Source organism: Hydrogenophaga sp. BPS33 (assembly GCF_009859475.1).
Classification (GTDB): Bacteria; Pseudomonadota; Gammaproteobacteria; order Burkholderiales; family Burkholderiaceae_C; genus Hydrogenophaga.
The window spans coordinates 4,304,934-4,322,113 of the sequence record NZ_CP044549.1 but is presented as its reverse complement, the minus strand read 5'-3'; the positions used below and the strand labels follow the sequence as shown (position 1 = coordinate 4,322,113).

At 65.8% G+C, this 17,180-nt stretch carries 19 protein-coding genes; 5 read left to right on the top strand and 14 right to left on the bottom strand.

Annotation, left to right across the window (positions count from 1 at the left end; genetic code table 11):
* Positions 1–171: 171 nt before the first annotated feature.
* The 4 genes from dbpA to F9K07_RS20060 all read right to left on the bottom strand — a co-directional run bounded on the left by dbpA (position 172) and on the right by F9K07_RS20060 (position 5,415).
* A complete protein-coding gene (gene dbpA / locus F9K07_RS20075) occupies positions 172–1,566 on the bottom strand; it encodes an ATP-dependent RNA helicase DbpA (protein ID WP_159595109.1) in 1,395 nt (464 codons plus the stop codon).
* Between the two features lie 234 nt (positions 1,567–1,800).
* A complete protein-coding gene (locus tag F9K07_RS20070) occupies positions 1,801–3,288 on the bottom strand; it encodes a sensor histidine kinase (protein WP_159595108.1) in 1,488 nt (495 codons plus the stop codon).
* Positions 3,285–4,310 (bottom strand): sensor histidine kinase, encoded by a 1,026-nt coding sequence (locus F9K07_RS20065; protein WP_159595107.1) that lies wholly within the window; start codon positions 4,308–4,310, stop codon positions 3,285–3,287. Before F9K07_RS20065 ends, F9K07_RS20070 begins: the two co-directional genes overlap by 4 nt.
* Positions 4,311–4,557: 247 nt before the next feature.
* Entirely contained in the window at positions 4,558–5,415 is an 858-nt protein-coding gene (locus F9K07_RS20060) for a ferritin-like domain-containing protein (protein ID WP_159595106.1), read from the bottom strand.
* A gap of 49 nt (positions 5,416–5,464) precedes the next feature.
* Between F9K07_RS20060 and F9K07_RS20055 the strand changes: the two genes are divergently transcribed.
* Both F9K07_RS20055 and hslO read left to right on the top strand, forming a co-directional pair.
* On the top strand, positions 5,465–5,989 hold the full coding sequence (locus tag F9K07_RS20055) for a gamma carbonic anhydrase family protein (RefSeq protein ID WP_159595105.1): 525 nt from the start codon (positions 5,465–5,467) through the stop codon (positions 5,987–5,989).
* A 51-nt stretch (positions 5,990–6,040) separates the two neighbouring features.
* Positions 6,041–7,018: an Hsp33 family molecular chaperone HslO gene (gene hslO / locus F9K07_RS20050; protein ID WP_159595104.1), complete on the top strand. Its 978-nt coding sequence runs from the start codon at positions 6,041–6,043 to the stop codon at positions 7,016–7,018.
* A 26-nt stretch (positions 7,019–7,044) separates the two neighbouring features.
* Here the strand turns inward: hslO and F9K07_RS20045 are convergent, their stop codons facing one another.
* Genes F9K07_RS20045 through F9K07_RS20025 form a run of 5 tightly spaced genes read right to left on the bottom strand, consistent with a single transcriptional unit; the run spans position 7,045 to position 11,885 of the window.
* Complete coding sequence (locus F9K07_RS20045; protein ID WP_236581372.1) at positions 7,045–7,704, bottom strand: AAA family ATPase; 660 nt, start codon at positions 7,702–7,704, stop codon at positions 7,045–7,047.
* Complete coding sequence (locus F9K07_RS20040; RefSeq protein WP_159595103.1) at positions 7,701–7,985, bottom strand: septum formation initiator family protein; 285 nt, start codon at positions 7,983–7,985, stop codon at positions 7,701–7,703. Before F9K07_RS20040 ends, F9K07_RS20045 begins: the two co-directional genes overlap by 4 nt.
* A 9-nt stretch (positions 7,986–7,994) precedes the next feature.
* Positions 7,995–9,278, bottom strand: a complete 1,284-nt coding sequence (gene eno / locus F9K07_RS20035; RefSeq protein WP_159595102.1) for a phosphopyruvate hydratase — start codon at positions 9,276–9,278, stop codon at positions 7,995–7,997.
* A gap of 49 nt (positions 9,279–9,327) precedes the next feature.
* Positions 9,328–10,185, bottom strand: coding sequence for a 3-deoxy-8-phosphooctulonate synthase (gene kdsA / locus F9K07_RS20030; protein WP_159595101.1), 858 nt, complete (start codon positions 10,183–10,185; stop codon positions 9,328–9,330).
* Between the two features lie 26 nt (positions 10,186–10,211).
* On the bottom strand, positions 10,212–11,885 hold the full coding sequence (locus tag F9K07_RS20025) for a CTP synthase (protein ID WP_159595100.1): 1,674 nt from the start codon (positions 11,883–11,885) through the stop codon (positions 10,212–10,214).
* Positions 11,886–11,990: 105 nt separating this feature from the next.
* On the opposite strand from F9K07_RS20025, the gene coaBC reads away from it, so the two are divergent.
* Both coaBC and F9K07_RS20015 read left to right on the top strand, forming a co-directional pair.
* Positions 11,991–13,217: a bifunctional phosphopantothenoylcysteine decarboxylase/phosphopantothenate--cysteine ligase CoaBC gene (gene coaBC / locus F9K07_RS20020; protein ID WP_159595099.1), complete on the top strand. Its 1,227-nt coding sequence runs from the start codon at positions 11,991–11,993 to the stop codon at positions 13,215–13,217.
* Positions 13,214–13,801: a nitroreductase family protein gene (locus F9K07_RS20015; protein ID WP_159595098.1), complete on the top strand. Its 588-nt coding sequence runs from the start codon at positions 13,214–13,216 to the stop codon at positions 13,799–13,801. The genes coaBC and F9K07_RS20015 overlap by 4 nt, the downstream gene beginning before the upstream one ends.
* Positions 13,802–13,826: 25 nt before the next feature.
* Here F9K07_RS20015 and F9K07_RS20010 read toward each other — a convergent pair whose 3' ends face one another.
* Genes F9K07_RS20010 through F9K07_RS20005 form a run of 3 tightly spaced genes read right to left on the bottom strand, consistent with a single transcriptional unit; the run spans position 13,827 to position 14,898 of the window.
* The gene (locus F9K07_RS20010) at positions 13,827–14,426 is read right to left on the bottom strand and encodes a hypothetical protein (protein WP_159595097.1); all 600 of its coding nucleotides are present in this window, start codon (positions 14,424–14,426) and stop codon (positions 13,827–13,829) included.
* 39 nt (positions 14,427–14,465) lie between these two features.
* The gene (locus tag F9K07_RS31935; protein ID WP_236581370.1) at positions 14,466–14,741 is read right to left on the bottom strand and encodes a hypothetical protein; all 276 of its coding nucleotides are present in this window, start codon (positions 14,739–14,741) and stop codon (positions 14,466–14,468) included.
* Between the two features lies 1 nt (position 14,742).
* Positions 14,743–14,898, bottom strand: coding sequence for a hypothetical protein (locus F9K07_RS20005; RefSeq protein ID WP_159595096.1), 156 nt, complete (start codon positions 14,896–14,898; stop codon positions 14,743–14,745).
* 109 nt (positions 14,899–15,007) lie between these two features.
* Between F9K07_RS20005 and F9K07_RS20000 the strand changes: the two genes are divergently transcribed.
* Positions 15,008–15,418: a DUF3597 family protein gene (locus tag F9K07_RS20000; protein ID WP_159595095.1), complete on the top strand. Its 411-nt coding sequence runs from the start codon at positions 15,008–15,010 to the stop codon at positions 15,416–15,418.
* Positions 15,419–15,492: 74 nt separating this feature from the next.
* Here F9K07_RS20000 and F9K07_RS19995 read toward each other — a convergent pair whose 3' ends face one another.
* Complete coding sequence (locus tag F9K07_RS19995) at positions 15,493–15,939, bottom strand: CHRD domain-containing protein (RefSeq protein ID WP_159595094.1); 447 nt, start codon at positions 15,937–15,939, stop codon at positions 15,493–15,495.
* A gap of 97 nt (positions 15,940–16,036) precedes the next feature.
* Positions 16,037–17,134, bottom strand: coding sequence for a molybdenum ABC transporter ATP-binding protein (gene modC / locus F9K07_RS19990; RefSeq protein ID WP_236581369.1), 1,098 nt, complete (start codon positions 17,132–17,134; stop codon positions 16,037–16,039).
* Between the last annotated feature and the right edge of the window lie 46 nt (positions 17,135–17,180).

Below are 17,180 nucleotides of genomic sequence, written 5' to 3'. Positions count from 1 at the left end.
ACGCGGCGCACGGCCTTTTGGATCCGCAACCCGAAGGGAAGGGGTTGAACACAGCGCCCCTCGTCGTTGCACTCCTAGGCCAGACGCCCAGTCTGGCCGTCGTCGCGCGCCTAGATGGGCGCAGTGTTCAACCCCTTCGCACTTGGAAAAATAGTGTGAACAGGCCTTAGCTCAGTCTTCCAGCACCCGCACCTTCACGCTCTTGCCCTTGATGCGCCCGGCGTTGAGCCGGCTCGCGGCCTGCTGGGCAATGGCGCGGTCCACCGCCACGTAGGTCGACCATTCGTTCACGTTGATCTTGCCCACCTGCTCGCGGGTGTAGCCCAGGTCGGCCGTGAGCGCGCCCAGCACGTCGCCCGGGCGGATCTTCTCCTTGCGGCCACCCTGGATGTGCAGCGTGACCATGGGAGGCACCAGTGGTTCGTGGCTCGTGGGCCTGAGTTCGCCCAACGGGTGCCAGGTGGATTCGCGGCCCTGCAACTGTTCGATCTTGCCCACGCTGCCCATCTCGTCGAGGCTGGCGAGGTTGAGCGCCAGGCCGCTTTCGCCCGCGCGCCCGGTGCGGCCGATGCGGTGGATGTGCACCTCGGGGTCGGGCGTCACGTCCACGTTGATCACGGCGGCCAGGCTGGCAATGTCCAGGCCGCGCGCGGCCACGTCGGTGGCCACGAGCACCGAGCAACTGCGGTTGGCAAAACGCACCAGCACCTGGTCGCGCTCGCGCTGCTCCAGTTCGCCAAACAGCGCCAGCGCGCTGATGCCTTGCGCCTGCAACACGGCGACGAGGTCGCGGCACTGCGCCTTGGTGTTGCAGAAGGCCAGTGTGCTCGCGGGCCTGAAGTGGGCCAGCAGCTTGCTGACCGCATCCAGCCGTTCGTTCTCGCTCACCTCGTACCAGCGCTGCTCGATCTGCGCACCCGCGTGCTGCGTTTCCACCTTCACGGTGATGGGCTCGCGCATGAATTGCGCGCTCAACTTGGCGATGGCTTCCGGGTAAGTGGCGGAGAACAGCAGCGTCTGGCGCGCCTTGGGACACTGCCGGGCAACGGTGACGATGTCGTCGAAGAAGCCCATGTCGAGCATGCGATCCGCCTCGTCAAGCACCAGCGTGTTGAGCGCTTCGAGCTGCAGGCTGCCGCGCTCCAGGTGGTCCATGAGGCGGCCCGGCGTACCGACCACGATGTGCGCGCCATGCTCCAGCGTGGCGAGCTGCCCGCGCAGCGGCACGCCGCCGCACAGCGTGACGACCTTGATGTTGTCTTCGGCGCGCGCCAGGCGGCGGATCTCGGTGGTCACCTGGTCGGCCAGTTCGCGCGTGGGGCACAGCACCAGCGTCTGCACGGCGAAGCGGCGCGGATTCAGGTTGGCGAGCAGGGCGAGGGCGAAGGCCGCTGTTTTGCCGCTGCCGGTCTTGGCCTGGGCAATGATGTCTTTGCCCAGCAAGGCCGGTGGCAGGGCCGCGGCCTGGATCGGCGTCATGGCCGTGTAGCCCAGTTGCTCCAGGTTGGCCAGGGTGGCGGGGGAGAGGGGGAGTGTGCTGAAGGCGGTCGAGGGTGCGGAAGTCATCACCGATTATCGGCGCCGGGCCCGTGGCGCGCGCAGCCGCGGCATCTCAGTTTTCCACCGCGCCCAGAGGTATCGAGGGTCCTGCCCCAGGTGTTGCCCCTCCGGCGCGCGTGCCCCCATCCAAAGGCATCGAGGGACGGCTACGCCGGCCCAAGATGCCGTCCCCCCTCGAAGCGCCGAAGGCGCGCCAAAGAGGGGGGAAGCCGCGTCAGCGGCGCAGGGGGGTGTTTCATGTCAGGCCGTGAGCGTGAAGTAGAACGTGGCGCCCTTGTTCTGCTCGGCCTGCACCCAGACGCGACCGCCGTGTCTTGCCGCGATGCGCTGCACGATACTCAGGCCGATGCCGGTCCCTTTGAATTCGGTGTCGCTGTGCAACCGCCGGAACGGGCTGAACAGCTGATCGGCCTGGGCCATGTCGAACCCGCAGCCGTTGTCCCGCACATAGAAGGCGTCCCGTCCCTCCGCTGAGGCGCGGCCGACCTCGATGCGGGTGACGTCCCGTTTGGCGCAGAACTTCCAGGCGTTGCGCAGCAGGTTGTCTAGCACGCTGCGCACCAGAACAGGGTCGCCATGTGCCACCAGATTCGGTGCAATGCGCACATCGGCCACCCGCTGGGGTTCCGTCTCCATCTGTTGTTCGATGATGTCGGCGGCGATGCCGCTCAAATTCACTTCACTCATCTGCGGCTTCACAGAGGACAGGTGAGACAGGTTCAGAAGGGCATCAATGAGGGTGCCCATCTGGGCGCTCTTGGAGGCAATGCGCGCGATCAGATTGAGACCCTCGTCATCGAGCTGGGCCCGGTGGTCTTCCAGCAGCACGTTGCTCAGGCCTGCAATCGCACGGATGGGCGAGCGCAGGTCGTGCGCGACCGAATAGCTGAAAGTTTCAAGTTCCTTCAAACTCTCGCGCAGTTCGTTGGTGCGCTCACTCACCAGGCTTTCCAGGTCGGTGTTCAGTCTGCGCAGGCGGATTTCCGCGTGTTTGCGCGCCGATATGTCTTGTAAGACGCCGCTGATGCGGTGGCAGGGCATCGCACGGGCATCCAGCTTGATCCAGCGTTCGGGCTTGCTGTTGGTCTGCAGGCGAAACTCTTCGCTGAATCTCTTGAGCGGGTCGAGTGCTTCTTTGAGCCGCAGGGCGACGTTGGCCCTGTCTTTCTCATCGATGCCAGTCAGAAAATCGTCGAGCCTCATGGCTTGCTCTGCCGGCCGCCCGAGCAGTTCCGCCGTGCGCGAGTTGACGGCCATGGCATCGGTCGAGGTGTCCAGCTCCAGGATGCCGAGGCTGGCGGCGTCCAGCGCCTGTTGCAGCAGCCGGCGGTTTTCCCCCAGGGCTTCTTCAACGGCGTGGCGCTCCAGCGCCATCTGGATAGTGGCATGCAGCTCGCGCTCGGAAAACGGCTTGATCAGGTAGCCATAGGGACGCGTCTTGCGCGCCCGCTCCAGCGTGGAATCTTCGGAATACGCGGTGAGGTAGATCACCGGTACCGGGTTGTCCTGGTTGAGCCGGGAGGCCACTTCGATGCCATCCATCTCACCTTCGATGTGGATGTCCATCAGCACGAGGTCGGGCCGAGAGCGAGAAATCATCTCAAGGCTCTGCTGTCCCGAGACGGCCACATGCGGCACGTCGTAACCCAGTTGGGACAGGCGCTGCTTGAGGTTGAAGGCGACGATGCTTTCGTCTTCCACGATCATGATCCTGGCAGGTTGTTTCATGGGCTTGTTCCAAGTTGGAAACGCAGCGAAAACCGGGTGGGGTTGGCGCGCTGGATCGTCAGCTCTCCGTGCAACTGCTGGGTCAGAAGATTGACGAGCTGCAAGCCAAGCGAGCCGGTGCGATCGAGATCGAGGTCCTCCTGGATGCCCCGGCCGTCGTCACTGATCGAAAGCACCACGTGCTTGTCGTCCAGCTCCCGAATGTCCACCACAATCTTGCCGCGTTGCCGGCCGAGAAAGCCATGCTTGAGCGCATTGCTCACCAGTTCGTTGACGATGAGTCCGCAGGGAATGGCTTCGTTGATGGGGAGCTTGACGTCGTGCGCATTGATTTCGATCGCGATCAGGTGGGATGTCGATCCGTACGCTTCGGTCAGGCGAGGCAATAACTCACCGAGAAAGCGCTGAAAGTCCACCTGCGCAAAGTTCTGCGACTGGTACAAGGTCTGGTGGATGAGCGACATGGAGCGCACGCGGTTCCGGCTGTCGCGCAACATGCCGATGAGTTCGCTGTCCTTGCTCTTGAGTGCCTGGAGATCCAGCAGGCTGTGGATCACTTGCAGGTTGTTCTTTACGCGGTGGTGCACCTCGCGCAGCAGCAGATCCTTCTGTTGCAGCGCGTCCTGGATGCGCTTCTCGTTCAGCTTGCGTTCACTGAGGTCCAGGATCACGGAGAGGATCATCGGCCCTTCCCCCGTCTGCACCGGGTTGATGCCGATCTCGACCGGAAACTCGCTGCCGTCCTTGCGCAGTCCACTGAGATCGCGCCCAGCGCCCATGGGTCTTGCGCTGGTTTCTGCGAGGAAACCTTGTCTATAGCTTGGATGGGCGTGTCGGTAGCGCGAGGGAATCAATATCTCGACAGGGCGCCCAATGAGTTCGGCGCTTTCGTAGCCGAAGGTGGTCTCTGCGAGTTGGTTGAGGCGGGTGATTTCGCCCCGCTGATTGACCACGATCATGGCTACCGGGATGCGATCAAACGCCTGCCCAAGGTATTCGTTCAGTTCGATCCTCTTCTCCATCTCGCGAATGTACTGCCTCTTGCTGGAGCATGCACGTCGATCGCATCCGTCTTCGCCGCACCCTTGTGCTGCGCCCGTCGCTGCCTGTCCGACCTCTAGACCCTGCGGCCAAAAGGACCATCTCCCTTGGGCAGAGAGCGTCGCACCTGCCGGTGCAGATGCGCATGCAGATGCGCTGCTGCAGTGGCCGGCCGCGCGCCCTTGCCCGTGATCTATCGCAGCGAATGTGCGGGAAGACTTCCGACTCTCACGAGCGCGATGCGGCCGCGAGCAGATCGTCCAGCTCGGGCTGGCTGAACCCGGCCGCCAGCCGCGCCGTATCGTTGAAGGGTGGCCGCAGGCGCGGTGCCGAGTGCGCGCGCGCCAGACGGCGGTAGTGGCCCAGCGGTTCGATGTCTTGCTGCGCACACAACCACCCATACCAGCGGTTGCCCACCGCCACATGGCCGATCTCGTCGCGCAGGATCACGTCCAGGATCTCGACCGCGCGCAAAGCTGCTGGTGTGCCGACCTTGCGCAGACGCGCCTGCATCGGCGGCGTGGCGTCCAGGCCGCGTGCTTCCATGGTGCGTGGCACGAGCGCCATGCGCGCCGTCGCATCGTGCTGCGTGCGCAGGCACATCTCCCAGAGGCTGTTGTGCGCCACGAAATCGCCGTAGTCGTGCCCCAGGCTTTGCAGGTGCGTGCGCAGCAAGTGGAAGTGCGTGGCTTCTTCGTGGGCCACGCGCAGCCAGTCGGTGTAGTAGTCGGCCGGCATGTCGGGAAAGCGCCAGACTGCGTCCAGCGCCAGGTCGATGGCGTTGAATTCGATGTGCGCCACCGCGTGCAGCAGCATGGCCAGGCCCTCGGGCGTGAAGGGCGAGCGCTGCGGCACGTCCACCGGCGCCACCAGCAGCGGCCGCGCCGGCCGCCCGGGCAGTGGCGCTGTGGCATCGGCTTGCAGGTGCTCGGTCGGGTCGATCCGCAACCGGCCCGCCTGTTGGGACCCGAACAAGGCGTGGGTCGCCGCGACCTTGGCACCCGGGTCGGCGGTGCACAGCGCCCCCAATGCTCGTGCGCGCAGCGAGGTCAAGGGCGGAGGTGTCGGGTGAGCGGGCGCTTGCATCCCTACAATTCTAGGTTTTGAGAATGCAGACCCCACAGGAGAACGCCCGATGGCCCTTTACGAACTCGATGGAACCGCTCCCCGCATGGCCGACTCCGCCTGGGTTGCCGACTGCGCCTCGGTGATCGGCGACGTGGTGATGGCCGAAGACAGCAGCGTCTGGTTCGGCGCGGTGATACGGGGCGATACAGCGACCATCACGATCGGGCGTGGCTCCAACATCCAGGACGGCAGCGTGCTTCACGCGGACGTTGGCGTGCCCACCACCGTGGGCGACAACGTGACCGTAGGCCACCAGGTGATGCTGCACGGCTGCACCATCGGCGATGAATCGCTGATCGGCATTGGCGCTACCGTGCTCAACGGCGCGAAGATCGGCAAGAACTGCCTGGTGGGCGCGGGCGCGCTGGTCACCGAAGGCAAGGAGTTCCCCGACGGCAGCATGATCCTCGGCAGCCCGGCGCGGGTGGTGAAGTCGCTCTCTCCTGAACAAATCGAAGGCCTGCGCCGCAGCGCGCGCAGCTATATCGCCAATGCCGCGCGCTACCGCAAGGGCTTGAAAAAGGTCGGTTGAATCCCATCTGAACCGCTTCGCATTTTTTTTGAACGCCCCAGAAAGCACCGCGTGTCCGAACTCCACAAATTCGTCTTCGAAGGCCTGCCCGTGCGCGGCATGCTCGTGCGCCTGACCGACGCCTGGCAGGAAATCCTGCAGCGCCATCGCGAAGCGGGCGGCTACCCCGAGGCCGTCACGGAGCTGCTGGGTGAAATGACGGCGGCGGCCACGCTGATGCAGGCCAACATCAAATTCAACGGCGCGCTGATCATGCAGATCATGGGCGATGGCCCGGTGAAGCTGGCCGTGGCCGAAGTGCAGCCCGACCTGCGCCTGCGCGCCACCGCCACCGTGGTGGGCGAGGTGGCGGCCGATGCGCCGCTCTCGCACATGGTCAACGTGACCAACCAGGGCCGTTGCGCCATCACGCTCGACCCCACGGACCGCCTGCCGGGCCAGCAGCCTTACCAGGGCGTGGTGCCGTTGTTTGGCGACAAGCGCGAAAAGCTCGAGAAACTCAGCGAGGTGATCGAGCACTACATGCTGCAGAGCGAGCAGCTCGACACGCGGCTGGTGCTCGCGGCCGACGACAAAATGGCCGCAGGCCTGCTGATCCAGCGCCTGCCGCTGCAAGGCCAGGACAACCTGGCGGGCCAGTCGGGCGCGCGCGACGAAGACCAGATTGGCGTGAATGAGGACTACAACCGCATCGCGATCCTGGCGTCCAGCCTCAAGCGCGAGGAGCTGCTGGGCCTGGACGCCGACACCATCCTGCGCCGCCTGTTCTGGGAAGAGGATGTGCGCCGGTTCGAGCCACTCACGGGCGAGAGCGGCCCGCGCTTTGCCTGCACGTGTTCACGCGATCGCGTGAGCAACATGCTGCGCAGTCTGGGGCGCGACGAAGTCGAATCGATCCTGAGCGAGCAGGGCCAGGTGGAGGTGGGTTGCGAGTTCTGTGGTGCGAAGTACCGGTTCGATCCGGTGGACGCGGCGCAGGTGTTTCTGCAGCCGGCGCAGCAGGTGCCGGCGAGCGACCAGAAGCACTGAACGCTCACCGTTCGCCGTATTCCTGGTTATCGGTTGCTCAGGAGCCCGGTGAACAGCCGGTGTTCGCATTCGGGATCGCTGCAGTTCTCACAGGACCAGGGCCGCAGGCCGTTGGCCAGTGCAGGGTCCTGCCACACGAGCGGGCGGCCCAGCGCGGTGCCCACCGCGCGCAGCGCCTGCTGCGCACGCGCCTCGCCCTGCCCATACACGGTTTGAAAGCCGATGCCTGCGCCCTGCAGCGCGTCACGCAGCAGCGCATCGGTGGCGTCGCGCACGCAAGGGCTGTCGCGCAACAGGCCATCGGGCACCCAGGGCAGGTCCAGGCCCATGAGCAGGTGTACACCGAAGAGGCTGCGCTGCACGGCCAACGCGGGCGCGATCAAACTGTCATCCTGGAAGTAGAGCGCGCTGTAGGCCGCGACCACCAAGGCGGTGGTGTCGGCGATCACCACGTCCACGCCGAGCGTTTGCCGAGCCACCTGGATGAGCCGGGTTTGTTCGGCGGCGATGGCCGTCTGCTCCTGGGCTTGCGGTGCTCGGCCGTGACCTTCGCACCAGCCGCGCAAATGTTCGGGCACCACGACGGCGCGCAGGCCGTGTACGTTTTGAAGTTGTGTGTGCAGGGCCGCTGCCAGCGAAGACTTGCCGCTGGACTCTCCGCCCAGCAGCGCCACGCACAGGGTCAAGGCCTGCCCTTGGCGATCTGCACGAAGATCTCGTTGGGCCTGACCATGCCCAACTCCTGCCGGGCCAGCTCCTCCACCATGCCCAGGCCTTCCTGCAGGTCGCGCACTTCGCTCACCAATTGGTCGTTGCGCAGTTGCGCGTCGCGGTTGGCGAGCTCCTGGGTGGCGAGCTGCTGCTTCAGGCTCGCTACACGGGGCAGGCTGCCGCGCCCGAACCACAACTGCGCATGCACGATGACGAGCAGTCCGATCAGCAGGGCAGGGATGAAGCGGCGGGCCATGGGCGGAGATTACCTGAGGTTGTAGAACGCTTCACGGCCGGGGTACACGGCCACGTCACCCAGGTCTTCCTCGATGCGCAGCAACTGGTTGTACTTGGCCATGCGGTCCGAGCGCGAGAGAGAGCCGGTCTTGATCTGGCCGGCGTTGGTGCCCACGGCGATGTCGGCGATGGTGCTGTCTTCGGTTTCGCCCGAGCGGTGGCTGATCACGGCGGTGTAGCCCGCGCGCTTGGCCATTTCGATCGCGGCGAAGGTTTCGGTCAGCGTGCCGATCTGGTTGATCTTGATCAGGATCGAGTTGCCGATGCGCTTGTCGATGCCTTCCTTCAGGATCTTGGTGTTGGTGACGAAGAGGTCGTCGCCCACCAGCTGCACCTGCTGGCCCAGGCGCTCGGTGAGCACCTTCCAGCCGTCCCAGTCGCCTTCGGCCATGCCGTCCTCGATGCTGACGATCGGGTATTTGTCGACCCAGGTGGCCAGCATGTTGGTCCAGTCCTCGGCGCTGAGCACCAGGCCTTCGCCTTCGAGGTGGTACTTGCCGTCCTTGTAGAACTCGCTGGCGGCGCAGTCCAGGCCGAGGGCGATCTGTTCACCTGCGGTGTAGCCGGCGTCGGCGATGGCTTGCAGAATCATCTGGATCGCGGCTTCGTGGTTTTCCACGTTGGGTGCGAAACCGCCTTCGTCTCCCACGGCCACGCTCATGCCCTTGTCGTGCACAATCTTCTTGAGTGCATGGAACACCTCGGCGCCCCAGCGCAGCGCTTCACGAAAGCTCGGCGCGCCCACGGGGATGATCATCAGCTCCTGCAGATCGAGGTTGTTGTTGGCGTGCGCGCCGCCGTTGACCACGTTCATCATGGGCACGGGCATCTGCACCGCGCTCATGCCGCCGAAGTAACGGTACAGCGGCAGGCCGGCTTCTTCGGCGGCGGCGCGGGCCACGGCCATGGAGACGGCGAGCATGGCATTGGCACCCAGGCGGCCCTTGTTCTCGGTGCCGTCGAGGTCGATCAGGGTCTTGTCCAGGAAGGCCTGCTCGGACGCGTCCAGACCCAGCACGGCTTCGGAGATTTCGGTGTTGATGTTCTCCACCGCCTTGAGCACGCCCTTGCCCAGGTAGCGGCTCTTGTCACCGTCGCGCAGTTCGATGGCTTCGCGGCTGCCGGTGGAGGCGCCCGAGGGCACGGCCGCGCGGCCCATCACGCCGCTCTCCAGCAGCACGTCGCATTCGACGGTGGGGTTGCCTCGGCTGTCGAGGATTTCGCGGCCAACGATGTCAACGATTGCACTCATGGTCTCAATACCTTTGCGTCAAAAACAGGAAATGTGAAAACTCGAAAAATCAGGCGTTGAAGTGGTCTTCAAGAAAACCGTTCTTCTTGGTGACGGTGTCGAGCGCGAGCAGGGTTTCCAGCAGCGCTTTCATGTGCTTGAGCGGCACGGCGTTGGGGCCGTCGGACAGGGCATTGGCCGGGTCGGGGTGGGTTTCCATGAACAGGCCCGCCACGCCCACGGCGACCGCCGCGCGCGCCAACACCGGCACCATGTCGCGCTGCCCGCCGCTGCTGGTGCCTTGCCCGCCGGGCAACTGCACGCTGTGCGTGGCGTCGAACACCACCGGCGCGCCGGTCTCGCGCATGATGGCCAGGGCGCGCATATCGGAGACCAGGTTGTTGTAGCCAAAGCTCGCACCGCGCTCGCAGGCCATGAAGTTGTCTTCGTTCAGGCCGGCTTCTTTGGCGGCCGCGCGCGCCTTGTCGATCACGTTCTTCATGTCGTGCGGCGCGAGGAACTGGCCCTTCTTGATGTTCACTGGCTTGCCGCTTTGCGCCACGGCGCGGATGAAGTCGGTCTGACGGCACAGGAAGGCGGGCGTCTGCAGCACGTCGCAAACCTTCGCGGCATCGGCGATGTCGTCTTCGCTGTGCACGTCGGTGAGCACCGGCACGCCGAGTTCGCGCTTGACCTTGGCCAGAATTTCCAGACCCTTGTCGCGCCCCGGGCCGCGGTAGCTGGTGCCGCTGCTGCGGTTGGCCTTGTCGAAACTGCTTTTGAAGATGAAGGGAATGCCGAGGCTGCCGGTGATCTCTTTCAGTTGGCCTGCCACGTCCATCTGCAATTGCTCGGACTCGATCACACAAGGACCGGCGATCAGGAAGAACGGCCGGTCCAGGCCGATGTCGAAGTCGCAGAGTTTCATGGGCGGTATTCCGGGAGAACGCTCGTTCAGGCCGCGATGGGCGTCTTGGCGCGGGTCTGCGCCTGGTGGGCCAGGGCGGCCGTCACGTAGGCGTTGAAGAGCGGGTGCCCATCCCAGGGGGTGGACTTGAACTCGGGGTGGAACTGCACGCCCATGTACCAGGGGTGTACGTCCTGCGGTAGCTCGACGATTTCGGTCAGGTGCTCGCGCTGCGTGAGCGCTGAGATCACCAGGCCGGCCTTGCGCAGCTGGTCGAGGTAGTTCACGTTGGCTTCGTAGCGGTGGCGGTGGCGCTCGGTGACCACCGGACCGTAGATCTGGTGTGCCAGGGTTCCGGGTGCGATGTCGGAGCTTTGTGCGCCCAGGCGCATGGTGCCGCCCAGATCGGAGCTGGCGCTGCGCTGCTGGATGCTGCCGTCGGCGTCTTTCCATTCGGTGATGAGCGCGATCACCGGGTGCGGCGCATGGGCCTCGAACTCGGTGCTGTTGGCGTCCTTCAGGCCCGCCACGTGGCGGGCGTATTCGATGGTGGCGACCTGCATGCCCAGGCAGATGCCGAGGTAGGGCACCTTGTTCTCGCGGGCGTAGCGCGCCGCGCAGATCTTGCCTTCTACGCCGCGCTTGCCGAAGCCGCCGGGCACCAGGATGGCGTCGAACTTGCCGAGAATTTTCGCGACGTTGCCAGGCTCGATGGTTTCCGAATCGATGTACTCGATCTGCGCCTTGGCGTGGTTCTTCATGCCGGCGTGGCGCAGCGCTTCGTTGAGCGACTTGTAGCTGTCCGACAGGTCGACGTATTTGCCGACCATGGCGATCTTCACCGTGTGCTTCGGGTGCTCGACCTCGTACACCAGATCGTCCCAGCGCTTGAGGTTGGCCGGTGGCGTGTTCAGGCGCAGCTTGTCGCAGATCAGGCCGTCCAGGCCCTGTTCGTGCAGCATGCGCGGCACCTTGTAGATGGTGTCCACGTCCCACATGGAGATCACGCCCCACTCGGGCACGTTGGAGAACAGCGAGATCTTGGCGCGCTCTTCATCGGGCACGCGGCGGTCGGCACGGCAGAGCAGGGCGTCGGCCTGGATGCCGATGGCGCGTAGTTCCTTGGCGGTGTGCTGCGTGGGCTTGGTCTTGAGCTCGCCGGCCGCGCCGATCCAGGGCAGGTAGCTCAGGTGCAGGAAGGCCGAGTTGTTCGGGCCCAGGCGCAGGCTCATCTGGCGCACGGCTTCGAGGAAGGGCAGGGACTCGATGTCGCCTACGGTGCCGCCGATTTCCACAATGGCCACGTCCACCGCATCGGGCGTGCCGATGCCCGCGCCGCGCTGGATGAATTCCTGAATTTCATTGGTGACGTGCGGGATCACCTGCACCGTCTTGCCGAGGTAGTCGCCCCGGCGTTCCTTCTCCAGCACCGACTGGTAGATCTTGCCGGTGGTGAAGTTGTTGGACTGCTTCATCCGCGTTTCGATGAAACGCTCGTAGTGGCCCAGGTCCAGGTCGGTTTCGGCGCCGTCGTCGGTCACGAAGACCTCGCCGTGCTGGAAGGGGGACATGGTGCCCGGGTCCACGTTGATGTACGGGTCGAGCTTGATGAGGGTAACTTTGAGGCCGCGGGACTCGAGGAGAGCGGCGAGAGATGCGGAGGCTATGCCCTTGCCCAATGAGGACACCACACCGCCGGTAACGAACACAAATTTGGTCATGTCTCGGGCGAGCCGGTCGCTCGCAGGAGGTGGAAATGGCGATTATAAAGGCCCACCTTTGCCCCCTCGCCGACAAAGCCAGCGCTGACTGATACATTGCGCCCCATGAACGACCTTGCTGGAAAACACATCGTCCTGGGCCTCTGCGGAGGCATTGCCTGCTACAAGGCCGCCGAACTCTGCCGGGCACTGGTGAAAGACGGTGCGACGGTGCAGGTGGTCATGACGGAGGCGGCCGAACAATTCATGACCGCCGTGACCATGCAGGCGCTCTCGGGCCGGCCGGTCTTCACCTCGCAGTGGGACGCGCGCACCTCGGGCGGCATGGACAACAACATGGCTCACATCAACCTCACCCGCGAGGCCGATGCCGTGGTGGTCGCACCCGCCAGCGCGGACTTCATGGCCAAGCTGGTGCACGGCCGGGCCGACGACCTGCTCAGCCTGATGTGCCTGGCCCGGCCGCTGGAATCGGTACCTTTGATCCTGGCCCCGGCCATGAACCGCGAGATGTGGGCACACCCGGCCACCCAGCGCAACGTGAAGCAGCTGCGCGCCGACGGCGCGACCGTGCTCGACGTGGGCGCGGGCGAGCAGGCCTGCGGCGAAGTCGGCGACGGCCGCATGCTCGAACCGGAGGAAATGCTTTACGACATCGTGCGCTTCTTCCAGCCCAAGCCGCTCGCGGGCCAGCACGTGCTGGTGAGCGCCGGCCCGACCTTCGAGGCGATCGACCCGGTTCGCGGCCTGACCAACCTCTCCAGCGGCAAGATGGGCTTTGCCATCGCGCGCGCCGCGCACGAGGCTGGGGCGCAGGTCACGCTGGTGGCGGGCCCCGTGGGCTTGCCCACGCCGCGTGGGGTCGGGCGGGTGAATGTGAAGTCGGCTCAGAACATGCAGAAGAGCCTGGAGCTGCTGGTGCCCAGCGCGACGGTGTTCGTGTCGGCCGCGGCGGTGGCCGACTGGCGCCCGGCCACCTCGGCCGAGCAGAAGATCAAGAAAGACGGCTCGGGTCAGGTGCCCACGCTGTCGTTCGTGGAGAACCCGGACATCCTGGCCGGCATCGCGGCCTCCGCGCGGGCGCGCAGCGGTGAGCTCTACTGCGTGGGTTTCGCGGCCGAGAGCCACGATCTGGAAGAGCATGCCCAGGCCAAGCGCGTGCGCAAGGGCGTGCCGCTGCTGGTGGGCAACATCGGTCCGGCGACCTTCGGCCAGGACGACAACGCGCTGCTGCTGGTCGACGAGCACGGCCTGACCGAGTTGCCCCGCGCATCCAAGCTGGCATTGGCGCGCCAGCTGGTGGGCGAGATCGCGCGCCGCTTGCAGCCGTGACCCAGGCCGACACGACCGATCCCCTGGCGGGCTTGCTCACCCGTTTTTCGGTCGGGCCCAAACACCTTGCGCGGCCCGCGCCCTCGCTGGAGGCGCTGCGGCGCATGGCCGAGGCCGCCCTGCGCGCGCCCGACCATGCCGGTCTGGTTCCGTTTCGTTTTGCGGCCATCCGTGGCGACGCGCGCAGCCGCCTGGCCGATCTGTACGAGCAGGCCGCGCTGCTGGCGGGCAAGGACGCGCAGGAGGCCCAACGCGACCGCAGCCGTGCCCTGGATGCCCCCCTGCTGGTGGCCGTGATCGCGCGCATCGACCCGGGGCACCCGGTGGCCACGGAGCACGAGCAGTGGATGGCCGTGGGGGGGGCGCTCACCAACTTCATGAACGCGGCGCACGCGTTGGGCTATGCGGGCAAGATGCTGTCCGGCGCCAAGGTGCGCGCGGCGCCCGTGGTGGCCGCATTCTGCGGTCCGGGGGAGCGTCTGGTGGGATGGGTGGTGTTGGGCACCGCTGGAAAATCCGGGGCACCCAAATTCAAGAAGCCCGCGCCTGACGAGGTGTTGAGCGACTGGATGCCGCCGGCCTGAAAAACAGGGCGATCGGACAGGCGATTCAGCCGTGGGTTGCGCGAGTGACGAACGGCGCTGCCCTGGGTGACCATGGGCTTTCACCAGCCCCTTCGCGTTGTGCGCTCTCGGGCCCCAGTACGCTCTTGTACTCCCACACCCGCTTGATGAGCAGGTTGTATTGCGCTTCGGTCTTGGTCAGGTCCGTGGCGCTCTTGACGAACAGTTCCATCTCACGCCAGATCAACCGGGCTGCCTGCTGCTCGGCGCTGAGTCGATCGAAGCTCTCGTCCAGTCCGGCCAGTACCTTCCAGGCGCCCGGCTGCCCGCCGCGTGGCTGCAGCAGCTTCTGCAGGATGTGCCGCTTTCCGAGTTCGCGCGCCATGCCCTCGCGCTTTCTGGGCGGCAGTTTCAGCATCCGCTCCATGACCACGGACGAGTCCTGCACCAGCAGACCCTGCAGGTCGTTGAGCCTTTGGATGTACCGGGCGCAGATGGCGCTTCGGCGGGCGCTGTTGAGCAAGAAGGCCTCTTCTTCGTCCTGGAAGGGGGCGTCTCTCGCTTGCAACCCCCGCGCGACCGCGAGCGTGTTGGCGTTGGGCCAGACACTGCCACGCGGTGAGGAGGAGGAGGTGCGTTTCTTCATGTCGGCTCCGGGTGATTTTGTCCCCATGAGTGGCGACCTCTATCGTCTGGTTCCGGCCTCGGGCGATCCCGTTTTTCGCGCAATTTCGGTGCGCTGAACGCACGGTATCCCCGGGGGTTCAATGGCCCTGGTCGAGGTCCAGGAGGCCGGCTGCCGTGAAGCTGCGGCGCACGTCGACGGCCCGAAGAACACCTGCTCGTCGGGCGCCATCAGCGGCCAGATCAACGCGAAGAGATGGGCGGAGTACCTGGCATGCGCCCATTCGTCTTCGAGGTGGGCGAGCAGCAGGGCATCGATGGCGGAGAACCAGGCCAAGTCATGCCGCCGCGCCGCGGGCAAACCAGCGCACATTGCGGATCTCGTCCACGCTGCCCGAGAGCCTGAAGTCGGTCAGGGAAGCCCTGATGCGCACCGCAGCGGTGTCGATCCAGTTCTGCAAGGGGGATGCGGCCTGGGGCTTTCGCTTCTGCATGTGGGCGCAGTTTGCACGAAAGCGGGCGGTTCTTTTGGCCTATGCTCGGGAGGCGCGCCACCTCAGAGGGCCAGGCGGGCTTTTTCAACCCAACCCGGAGAAGAACACCATGGGATTTTTCAGCAACATTCTTGAGAAGCTCGGCATGTCGTCCGCCGCGGCGGCACCAGTCATCACGCCTGCGGCGCCAGCACCCAGCGCCTCGGCACCCGCCGCCGCGCCTGCACCAGCAGCAGCCCCGGCCGTGGCTTCGATCACCATGGTCGACGTGATGAGCCTGATGGAGCAGAAGGCCAAGGCCAATCCCCAGAAGCTCAACTGGAAGACCTCCATTGTCGATCTGCTCAAGCTGCTCGATCTCGACAGCAGCCTGGAGGCCCGCAAGCAGCTGGCCAAGGAGCTCTACTGCCCCGACGAGCTGATGGGCGACTCGGCCAAGATGAACATGTGGTTGCACAAGAACGTGCTGGCGCACATTGCGGCCAACGGTGGCAATGTGCCGAAGGAGTTGTTCAGCTGATGGGCTGATCTTGGGCGGAATCCTGCACGCAGCCCCAACGCCCCGATCCGGGGCGTTGGGGTTTGTGCTGGCCGTCAGGGTTTGAGTTGGGCGCGGATCTCGCCGCCCTTGTGAGCGTCGGAGTGCACGTTCACGTATAGCGAGCCCGACTTGTGGGCGGCGAGTTGCGCTGGCGTGAGCTTTGCTCCCGATGGAACGCTCCACTCGTTGTCGCCCGACTTCGTGAGGGGCACGATCACCGGGCCGTTCTGCCCGGCAGGGCCCATGTGGATATGGGCCATGGTCGCCACGATGCCGGTGGTCTTGACGCTGCCGGCAACGCTGCCATCGCCTGCGATCGCGATGGTGGAGGTGCCGGTGGCCGAGGTGTTGACCGGTGGCACTTCCTGTGCGCCCGAGAGCGGCAGGCCGCCGGTGACCTTGCTGGCCATGCTGCTGACCTGGGCGCAGCCCGCCAGGGTGGCGATGACGGCGCCGGCGAACAGGGTGGCAACCGTGCGCCGTTGGAAGAAGGTGTTCATCGAAGGCCTTTCGTTGGTGACAGGGCCTTCACATTGATCCTTGTGCACCGTCTGGTCAAGGGTGTTGCTCCCGATAGGGCGCCACGGGACCACGGCCTCAGCGCATGAGCGCCACGCCTTTGATCTGCGCGAAGACCGCCACGCCTGGCGCCAGCCCGAGCCGGCGCGCCGAGAGCTCGCTGATGCGCGAGAGCAGGCGCGCTCGCCGGGAGCCGTCGCCCAGTTGCAGGCCCACCAGCACGTGGCCCGGGGTGTCGTTCGCGATGTCGGCCACACGGGCCGGCAATACGTTGAGCACGCTGGTCTGCTCCGGCATCTGCAAGGAGAGACTCACGTCGCGCGCCTGGATGCGGATGCGCACCGGGGTCAGCGCGGGCAGGGCACTGGCCTGTGGCAAGAGCAGGCGGCCGCCATCGAACTCGAACTCGCCCAGGTGGTCGCAGGCCGAGAAGCCCACGGCACGGGCATCGATGAGCGCGGCGGCCGTGTCGCCATGCGCCAGCGGCAGGTCCAGGCGCGTGATCAGGTCCAGCACCGGGCCTTGCGCGCGCACGCGGCCCGCGTCCAGCAGCACCACGTGGTCGCCCAGGCGTGCGAGTTCGTCGGGCGAGTGCGTGACGTAGACCACCGGGATGTCGAGCCGCTCGTGCAGTTGCTCCAGCCAGGGCAGGATCTCGGCCTTGCGCGCGGCGTCCAGAGCCGCCAGCGGCTCGTCCATCAACAGCACGCGCGGGCTCGTGGCCAGTGCGCGCGCGATGGCCACACGCTGGCGCTCACCACCCGAGAGTTCGTGCGGCAAGCGTTGCAACAGGTGGGCGATACCGAGCAATTCGAGCCCATGGTCCCAGGGGTGGCGGCGTTCCGCCACGGGCGTGCGCTTGAAGCCGAACATCAGGTTGCCTTGCACGTTCAGGTGGTCGAACAGGCTGGCTTCCTGGAACACGTAGCCCAGCGCGCGCCGGTGCACCGGGCGCATGAGGCGCTGGGCGCTGTCCTGCCACAGCTCGTCGCCCACGCGCACCCGGCCGCTGGCCTTGGGCTCCAGGCCGGCGAGCACGCGCAGGCAGGTGGTTTTTCCCGAGCCCGAGGGGCCGAACAGCACGCTCACCCCGCGCGCGGGCAGGCGCAGATCGACGTCGAGCAGGAAGCCGGGGCGCTGCAGCTTCGCGCAGAGTTGCAAGCCTTCGGCGCTCACTGGACTACCCTCCGTGCTGTGCACTGCGGGGCCGAGCGCCTTCGGA

What these genes read in the sequence shown, in the direction of transcription:
- dbpA (WP_159595109.1), bottom strand. Translation starts at nt 1,566, where the DNA reads ATGACTTCCGCACCCTCGACCGCCTTCAGCACACTCCCCCTCTCCCCC.
- F9K07_RS20070 (WP_159595108.1), bottom strand. Translation starts at nt 3,288, where the DNA reads ATGAAACAACCTGCCAGGATCATGATCGTGGAAGACGAAAGCATCGTC.
- F9K07_RS20065 (WP_159595107.1), bottom strand. Translation starts at nt 4,310, where the DNA reads ATGGAGAAGAGGATCGAACTGAACGAATACCTTGGGCAGGCGTTTGAT.
- F9K07_RS20060 (WP_159595106.1), bottom strand. Translation starts at nt 5,415, where the DNA reads ATGCAAGCGCCCGCTCACCCGACACCTCCGCCCTTGACCTCGCTGCGC.
- F9K07_RS20055 (WP_159595105.1), top strand. Translation starts at nt 5,465, where the DNA reads ATGGCCCTTTACGAACTCGATGGAACCGCTCCCCGCATGGCCGACTCC.
- F9K07_RS20040 (WP_159595103.1), bottom strand. Translation starts at nt 7,985, where the DNA reads ATGGCCCGCCGCTTCATCCCTGCCCTGCTGATCGGACTGCTCGTCATC.
- eno (WP_159595102.1), bottom strand. Translation starts at nt 9,278, where the DNA reads ATGAGTGCAATCGTTGACATCGTTGGCCGCGAAATCCTCGACAGCCGA.
- kdsA (WP_159595101.1), bottom strand. Translation starts at nt 10,185, where the DNA reads ATGAAACTCTGCGACTTCGACATCGGCCTGGACCGGCCGTTCTTCCTG.
- F9K07_RS20025 (WP_159595100.1), bottom strand. Translation starts at nt 11,885, where the DNA reads ATGACCAAATTTGTGTTCGTTACCGGCGGTGTGGTGTCCTCATTGGGC.
- coaBC (WP_159595099.1), top strand. Translation starts at nt 11,991, where the DNA reads ATGAACGACCTTGCTGGAAAACACATCGTCCTGGGCCTCTGCGGAGGC.
- F9K07_RS20010 (WP_159595097.1), bottom strand. Translation starts at nt 14,426, where the DNA reads ATGAAGAAACGCACCTCCTCCTCCTCACCGCGTGGCAGTGTCTGGCCC.
- F9K07_RS20005 (WP_159595096.1), bottom strand. Translation starts at nt 14,898, where the DNA reads ATGCAGAAGCGAAAGCCCCAGGCCGCATCCCCCTTGCAGAACTGGATC.
- F9K07_RS20000 (WP_159595095.1), top strand. Translation starts at nt 15,008, where the DNA reads ATGGGATTTTTCAGCAACATTCTTGAGAAGCTCGGCATGTCGTCCGCC.
- F9K07_RS19995 (WP_159595094.1), bottom strand. Translation starts at nt 15,939, where the DNA reads ATGAACACCTTCTTCCAACGGCGCACGGTTGCCACCCTGTTCGCCGGC.